The sequence below is a fragment of the Streptomyces sp. NPDC054796 genome (assembly GCF_053611545.1).
Map to the genome: position 1 here is coordinate 24,973 of NZ_JBSHAO010000012.1, position 6,473 is coordinate 31,445.

General features: G+C 71.9%; 5 protein-coding genes. All 5 read left to right on the top strand.

Going from position 1 to position 6,473, the window contains the following annotated elements; translation table 11 throughout:
• The first annotated feature begins 77 nt into the window (after positions 1–77).
• The 5 genes from ACWGJ2_RS12705 to ACWGJ2_RS12725 are packed head-to-tail and all read left to right on the top strand — an operon-like array spanning position 78 to position 6,339.
• A complete protein-coding gene (locus ACWGJ2_RS12705; protein WP_453346059.1) occupies positions 78–1,718 on the top strand; it encodes an ABC transporter substrate-binding protein in 1,641 nt (546 codons plus the stop codon).
• Positions 1,715–2,668: an ABC transporter permease gene (locus tag ACWGJ2_RS12710; protein WP_453346060.1), complete on the top strand. Its 954-nt coding sequence runs from the start codon at positions 1,715–1,717 to the stop codon at positions 2,666–2,668. Before ACWGJ2_RS12705 ends, ACWGJ2_RS12710 begins: the two co-directional genes overlap by 4 nt.
• 37 nt (positions 2,669–2,705) lie before the next feature.
• Positions 2,706–3,554 (top strand): ABC transporter permease, encoded by an 849-nt coding sequence (locus ACWGJ2_RS12715; protein WP_453346061.1) that lies wholly within the window; start codon positions 2,706–2,708, stop codon positions 3,552–3,554.
• Entirely contained in the window at positions 3,551–5,329 is a 1,779-nt protein-coding gene (locus tag ACWGJ2_RS12720; protein WP_453346062.1) for a dipeptide ABC transporter ATP-binding protein, read from the top strand. The genes ACWGJ2_RS12715 and ACWGJ2_RS12720 overlap by 4 nt, the downstream gene beginning before the upstream one ends.
• Entirely contained in the window at positions 5,326–6,339 is a 1,014-nt protein-coding gene (locus tag ACWGJ2_RS12725; RefSeq protein WP_453346063.1) for a glutathione S-transferase C-terminal domain-containing protein, read from the top strand. The genes ACWGJ2_RS12720 and ACWGJ2_RS12725 overlap by 4 nt, the downstream gene beginning before the upstream one ends.
• The last annotated feature ends 134 nt before the right edge of the window (positions 6,340–6,473 follow it).

A 6,473-nucleotide genomic window follows, 5' to 3' on the forward strand; every position in this document is an offset into this window, starting at 1 on the left:
TGCTGCGCCCTCACCCGTCTCCGTGCGACACCTCCCAGCACAGTCCGCGTGGCACATTTCCCAGGAGGCATCCCCCGATGAAGGCGCTCCACCGGCCCAAGGCCGTCACGCTGCTCGCCGTCTCCGCTCTGGCACTCGCGTCGTGCAGCGGCGCATCGGGCAGCGACCAGAAGAGTGAAGAGCCCGTCAAAGGCGGCAAACTGACGTACGCCGTCAACGCCGAGCCGGTCAACCTCGACCCGCACGCCAGCGCCCAGGATGTGACCGGGCTCTTCGCCCGGCCCGTGCTGGACTCGCTCGTGTCGATGGACGCCAAGGGCACCATCCGCCCCTGGCTGGCCTCCTCCTGGAAGATCTCGGAGGACCAGAAGACGTACTCCTTCACGCTCCGCAAGGGCGTCCGCTTCACCGACGGCACCCCCTTCGACGCGGAGGCCGTCAAGGCGAACCTCGACCACATCGTCGACCCGAAGACCAAGTCCGAGATGGCCGCCGGCTACATCGAGCCCTACGAGGGCACGAAGGTGACCGGCGAACGCACCTTAGAGGTCTCCTTCTCGCGCCCCCACTCGCCGTTCCTCAACGCGCTCTCCACCGCGTACTTCGGCATGCAGTCGCCCGAGCAACTGGAGAAGGGCGCCGACGCGCTCGCCAAGAAGCTCGTCGGCACGGGCCCCTTCGTGATGAAGGACTTCACCCCGCGCCAGGGCATCACCTACACCCGCAACGACCAGTACGCCTGGGGCCCCGCGGGTGCCCGGCACAAGGGCCCGGCCCACCTCAAGGAGCTGGAGTTCACCGTACTGACCGAGGACTCGGCCAGGCTCGGCGCGCTGACGGGTGGTCAGGCGCACGCGGTCGCGAACGTACCGCCCGCCGCCGTCGAGCAGGTGGAGGCCAGCCCCGACCTGCGGATGGAGAAGCGGCAGGCGCCCGGCGGCGCGTACACCTACTACCCCAACACCGAGAAGGGCCCCTTCAAGGACGCCAGGGTCCGGCAGGCGTTCCGGGACGGCATCGACTTCGAGACCGTCGTCGAGAAGCTCTACTTCGGTGTCTTCGCACACGCCACCAACCCCCTCTCGCCCGCGACCCCCGGCTACGACAAGCGCGCGGGCACCCACTGGCGGCACAACCCCAAGAAGGCCGCCGCACTGCTGGACGAGGCGGGCTGGACCGGGCGCGACAGCGGCGGATACCGCACCAAGGACGGCAAGCGGCTCACCGTCACCTGGCCCTTCGTGAAGGCGGCGAACAGGGAGCAGCGCTCCACCCTGGCCGAGCAGATACAGGCCGAGGCCAAGGACCTGGGCTTTGAACTGGTCCTGGACACCGGCACCCAGCACGAACTCGCCGCCGACTACGGCAAGGGCGAGTACGACGTGATGGACCTGAGCTGGCAGCGCGCCGACGGCGACGCACTGCGCAACCTCTTCTCCTCCGACAGCATCGCCACGCCCGAGAAGTTCGGCCAGAACGCCTCACGTCTCGACGACGAGCGCGTGGACGAGTGGCTCGGCGACGCGCTGGCCACCACGGACGCGAAGGAGCGTGCCGCGCTGTACGCCAAGGTCCAGCGCCAGGTGACCAACGAGGCCGCGGCCTTCCCCGTCTATGTCGTCAGCTATCTGATGGGCGCCTCCGAGAACGCCCAGGGCATCGACTGGGACCCGCAGGCATACCCGACCTTCTACGACGCATGGGTGACCGATCAATGACCACCTCACGGCGGCGGGACAACCGCACGCTGCGCACCGTTCTCCTGCGGCTGGGCACCTCGCTCCTCGTCCTCTGGGGAGCGGTCACCGTATCCTTCTGCGCCCTCCACCTGACCCCAGGAAAGGTGGAGGACGCGCTGATCGGCACGGACACCGTCACCCCACAGGTCCGTGCGCAGATCATCTCCGAGTACGGGCTCGACCAGCCGCTGTTCGCGCAGTACCTCGCCCACCTCGGGCGGGTGCTCAGCGGCGATCTCGGGCACTCGTACCAACTGCACGAGTCCGTCGCCTCGGCCGTCGGGTCCCAGCTCGGCGCCTCCGTCCAACTGGGCCTGACAGCCATGGCGTTGGCCCTCGTCGCCTCCACCGTGCTCGGCCTGCTCACGGCACGCAGGGCACGCTGGCTGCGCGGGCTGTCCTCCGGCATCGAACTGGTCGGCGTCTCGGTGCCCACCTTCTGGGTGGGCATCCTGCTGCTGACCTTTTTCTCCTTCCAGCTGGGCTGGTTCCCGGCGGCGGGCGGCGACGGATTCGCGGGGCTCGTCCTCCCGGCCGTCGCCGTCGCCACCCCGCTGACCGCGCTGCTCACCCAGGTGATGCGCGAAGGGCTCGAACTGGCCCTGGACGAACCCTTCGTGCTGACGGCCAGGGCCCGCGGCATGTCCGACTTCGGGGTACGGCTGCGGCACGCACTGCGCCACGCGCTGCTGCCCGTGGCCACCATCGCGGGCTGGATGCTCGGCATGCTCATCGGCGCCATGGTCGTGATCGAGCAGGTCTTCTCCCGGCAGGGCATCGGCCGCCTCGTCCTCTCCGCCGTCCAGGACAAGGACCTCCCCGTCGTGATGGGCGTCGTCCTGCTCACCGCGCTGCTCTACGTCGTCATCAACACCGTGCTCGACCTGCTCTACCGGGTCATCGACCCCCGACTGCGAGGTGCCCAGTAATGCCCGAGTTCCGCCGTGCGACCCGAGGCGGCGACCGGTGACGACGACCCTGATCGCCCGTTCCGCCACGACGTCCCGCACCCGGCTGCGCCCCGGGCTGTGGGCCGCCACGCTCTTCCTCGCGCTGATCGTGCTCGCCGCGCTCTTCCCCGGCCTGCTCACCGAAGGATCGCCCGCCGACTCCGACGTGCTCAGCGCGCTCCAGGGGCCCGGCGCCGAACACCTCCTGGGCACCGACGCCAACGGCCGCGACATCTTCACCCGCATCGTCTACGGCGCACGCCCCTCGCTGCTGACCGGGCTCGGCGCCACCGCGCTCGCCGTCGTCTGCGGCACCCTGCTCGGGCTGCTCGCGGCGCTCGGCGGACGGATCGCCGACGAGATCGTCATGCGCCTCGTCGACGTCGTGCTGTCCCTGCCCAGCCTGCTGCTCGCGCTGCTGATCCTCAGCGTCACGGGCCCCGGCGCCGTCGGCACGCTCTACGCCATCGCGCTCTACACCATCCCCGTGTACGCGCGGCTGATCCGCGTGCAGACCATGGTGATCCGCCGCTCGGGATACGTGGAAGCGGCCAGGTCACTGGGCCTGGGCAACACACACGTCATCGCCCGGCACATCCTGCCCAACGCCTTCGCACCGCTGCTGGTGCTCGCCACCATCGAGGTCGGCACGGCGCTGGTCGCCGCCTCCTCGCTGAGCTTCCTCGGCTTCGGACCGCAGCCCCCGGCACCCGAATGGGGCGCCATGCTCGCCGGGGGCCGCGACTACTTCGGCATCGCCTGGTGGGTCGCCGTCTTCCCCGGTCTCGCGATCACGCTGACCGTCCTCTCGATCACGGTGACGGGCCGCTGGCTCCAGCGGCGCATGGAAGGGAGGGCCGCATGACGCACCCGACGCACCCGGCACACTCGACGCGCTCGGCGCACCCGGCAGCCGACGCCACGCGCGCGGCGGACGGCGCTACGCGTGCGGCACCCGGCGCCGCACACACGGCAGCCGGTCCGGCGCACCCGATAGCCGAAGTACGCGGCCTCACCGTCGCGTTCGGCGGCACCGAGGCCGTACGCGGTGTCTCGCTCGCCGTGCACGCGGGCGAGTGCCTGGCCATCGTGGGCGAGTCCGGCTCGGGCAAGAGCGTCACGGCCCGCACCCTGATCGGACTCACCGGGCCCGACGCCGACGTCAGCGCCGAGTCCCTGCGCATCGAGGGCAAGGACGCCACCGTCTACGGCGACCGCCAGTGGCGCACCGTGCGCGGCAACCGCATCGGCCTCGTGCTCCAGGACGCGCTGGTCTCGCTCGACCCGCTGCGCCGCGTCGGCCAGGAGATCGCCGAGGCCCTGCGGCTGCACCGCGCCATGCCGCGAGCGCGGGCACACGAACGTGCCGTCGAGCTGCTGCGCAGCGTCGGCATGCCCGAGCCGAAGGTACGGGCGAAGCAGTACCCGCACGAGCTGTCGGGAGGGCTGCGCCAGCGCGCACTGATCGCCTCGGCCATCGCCTGCGAACCGGCCCTGCTCATCGCCGACGAGCCCACCACCGCGCTCGACGTCACCGTCCAGGCGCAGATCCTGCGGCTGCTGGCCGAGCGCAAGGAGGCGGGCACGGCGCTGCTGCTCATCAGCCACGACCTGGCCGTCGTCGCGCAGCTCGCCGACCGGGTGATGGTGATGAAGGACGGCGCGATGGTGGAGGAGGGCCCCACCGCACAGGTGCTGACCGCGCCGGCACACCCGTACACCAGGGAACTGCTGGCGGCCGTCCCGGCAGCACGCCGCGAGGACGTGCGGCATGCCCGCCCGGAGGCCCGCCCCAAGGCGCGCCCCGCCGAGAACGCGCGCGGCCCGGAGGGGGAGGTACTGATCGAGGCACGCGGCCTGGTCAAGTCCTACAAGGACCGCCGCGTCGTCAAGGACGTCTCCTTCGCGCTGCGCCAGGGCGAGACCCTCGGCCTCGTGGGCGAGTCCGGCTCGGGCAAGACCACCCTCGCGCGGCTCGTGCTCGGTCTGACGGACCCCGACGACGGCGAGGTCCTCGTCGGCGGCAGATCCTGGGCCGCGCTGAGCCCGGGCGAGCGCCGGGCCGTACGCCCCGGGCTCCAGGTCGTCTACCAGGACCCGCTCAGCTCCTTCGACCCGCGTTTCAGCGTGTGGCGGGTGCTGGAGGAGGCACTGGGCGCCGGAGGTGTGCCGCGAGCGCGCCGCCGCGAGCGTGCGGGAGAGCTGCTGCGGCAGGTCGGCCTCGACGCCTCACTGCTGGAGCGGCGCCCGCTGCGCCTGTCCGGCGGGCAGCGCCAGCGCGTGGCCATCGCCCGCGCGCTGGCCACGGAGCCGCGCGTGATCGTCTGCGACGAGCCCGTCTCCGCGCTCGACGTGACCGTCCAGGCCCAGGTGCTCGACCTGCTCGCCGGGCTCCAGGCGGAACTCGGCGTCGCCTACCTGTTCATCTCCCACGACCTCGGCGTCGTGCGCCAGGTCAGCGACCGGGTCGCCGTCCTCAAGGACGGGGCCGTCGTGGAGACCGGGGAAGCGGCCGAGGTCTTCGAGGCGCCTCGGCACACCTACACCCGCGAACTGCTCGCGGCTGTACCCCGGTTGCCGCGCGACGCGGTACCCGCGGGACGACACCGCGGCCCGGACCCCTCGGAGGCGCCCTCGTGACCCCCTCTTCCCCCTCGCCCCGGACCGCCGAGCCCGGCGGACCGGTGTACGCCAGCCCCGTCGACCTCGCCACCTACGGGCCCTACGGACCCGGCAGGGTGGACGTGTCAGCGGGCTGGAAGCGGCCACGCTACGCGTTCCAGGACCGTGTCACGGCGGACGGCAGCAGCGGCTTCCGCGCCGAACCTGGCCGCTACCACCTCTACATCGCGTGGAGCTGCGCCTGGGCACACCGCACCGCGCTGGTGCGAAAGCTCAAGGGGCTCACGGACGTCGTCTCGCTCTCGCACGTCGACGACGAACGCGACGGCCGCGGCTGGGCGTTCCGCGAGCGGCGCGGAGCCGACCCCGTGAACGGCTTCACGCTGCTGCTGGAGGCGTACGAGGCGACCGAGCCCGGCTACCCGGGCCACATCTCCACCCCGGTGCTGTGGGACCGGGCCACCGGACGCATCGTCAGCAACGACTTCCGGTGCATCACCATCGACCTGGGAACCGCCTTCGAGGAGTGGGGCGACCCGGAGACCCAGCTCTACCCCGAGCCGCTGCGCGCGGAGATCGACGAACTGAACGCGTTCGTCCACGAGAACGTGAACGACGGTGTCTACCAGGTCGACGGCGCCACCACGCAGGACGCCTACGAGACATGGCGGCGGCGGGTGTGCGCGGCGCTGGACACCCTCGACGCCCGACTCGCGGAGCGCCGCTTCCTGTTCGGCGACCGCATCACCGAGGCCGACATCCGGCTCTGGCCGACCCTCGCCCGCTTCGACCTCGCCTACAACCCGGTCGGCGGTGTCACCGAGGAAGGCCTGCCCGGTTACCCCCACCTGTGGGCGTACGCGCGGGACCTGTACCAGCGGCCCGCCTTCCGGGAGACCACGGACTTCGACACATATCGAATGAGCCCGCCGCCCTCGCGCGAGGACGGCGTACGGCACATCGAGGTCGCCCCCATGGAGCCCGACTGGGAGGCACCGCACGGCCGCGAACGGCTCGGCGCGGGGTGACGGGGTGAGGCGGGCCGCCTCTTCCGCTCCGGTGTCCGTTCGGGGGCCCACGGGGGCGGGGGGGGGGGGGGCGGGGGGGCAGGGGGGGCCGGCGGGGGCGGAGGCGGGGCGGCCCGGCCCCCCCCCCCCCGCCG

Coding starts and splice junctions, on each gene's coding strand:
- ACWGJ2_RS12720 (WP_453346062.1), top strand. CDS start 3,551: ATGACGCACCCGACGCACCCGGCACACTCGACGCGCTCGGCGCACCCG.
- ACWGJ2_RS12710 (WP_453346060.1), top strand. CDS start 1,715: ATGACCACCTCACGGCGGCGGGACAACCGCACGCTGCGCACCGTTCTC.
- ACWGJ2_RS12705 (WP_453346059.1), top strand. CDS start 78: ATGAAGGCGCTCCACCGGCCCAAGGCCGTCACGCTGCTCGCCGTCTCC.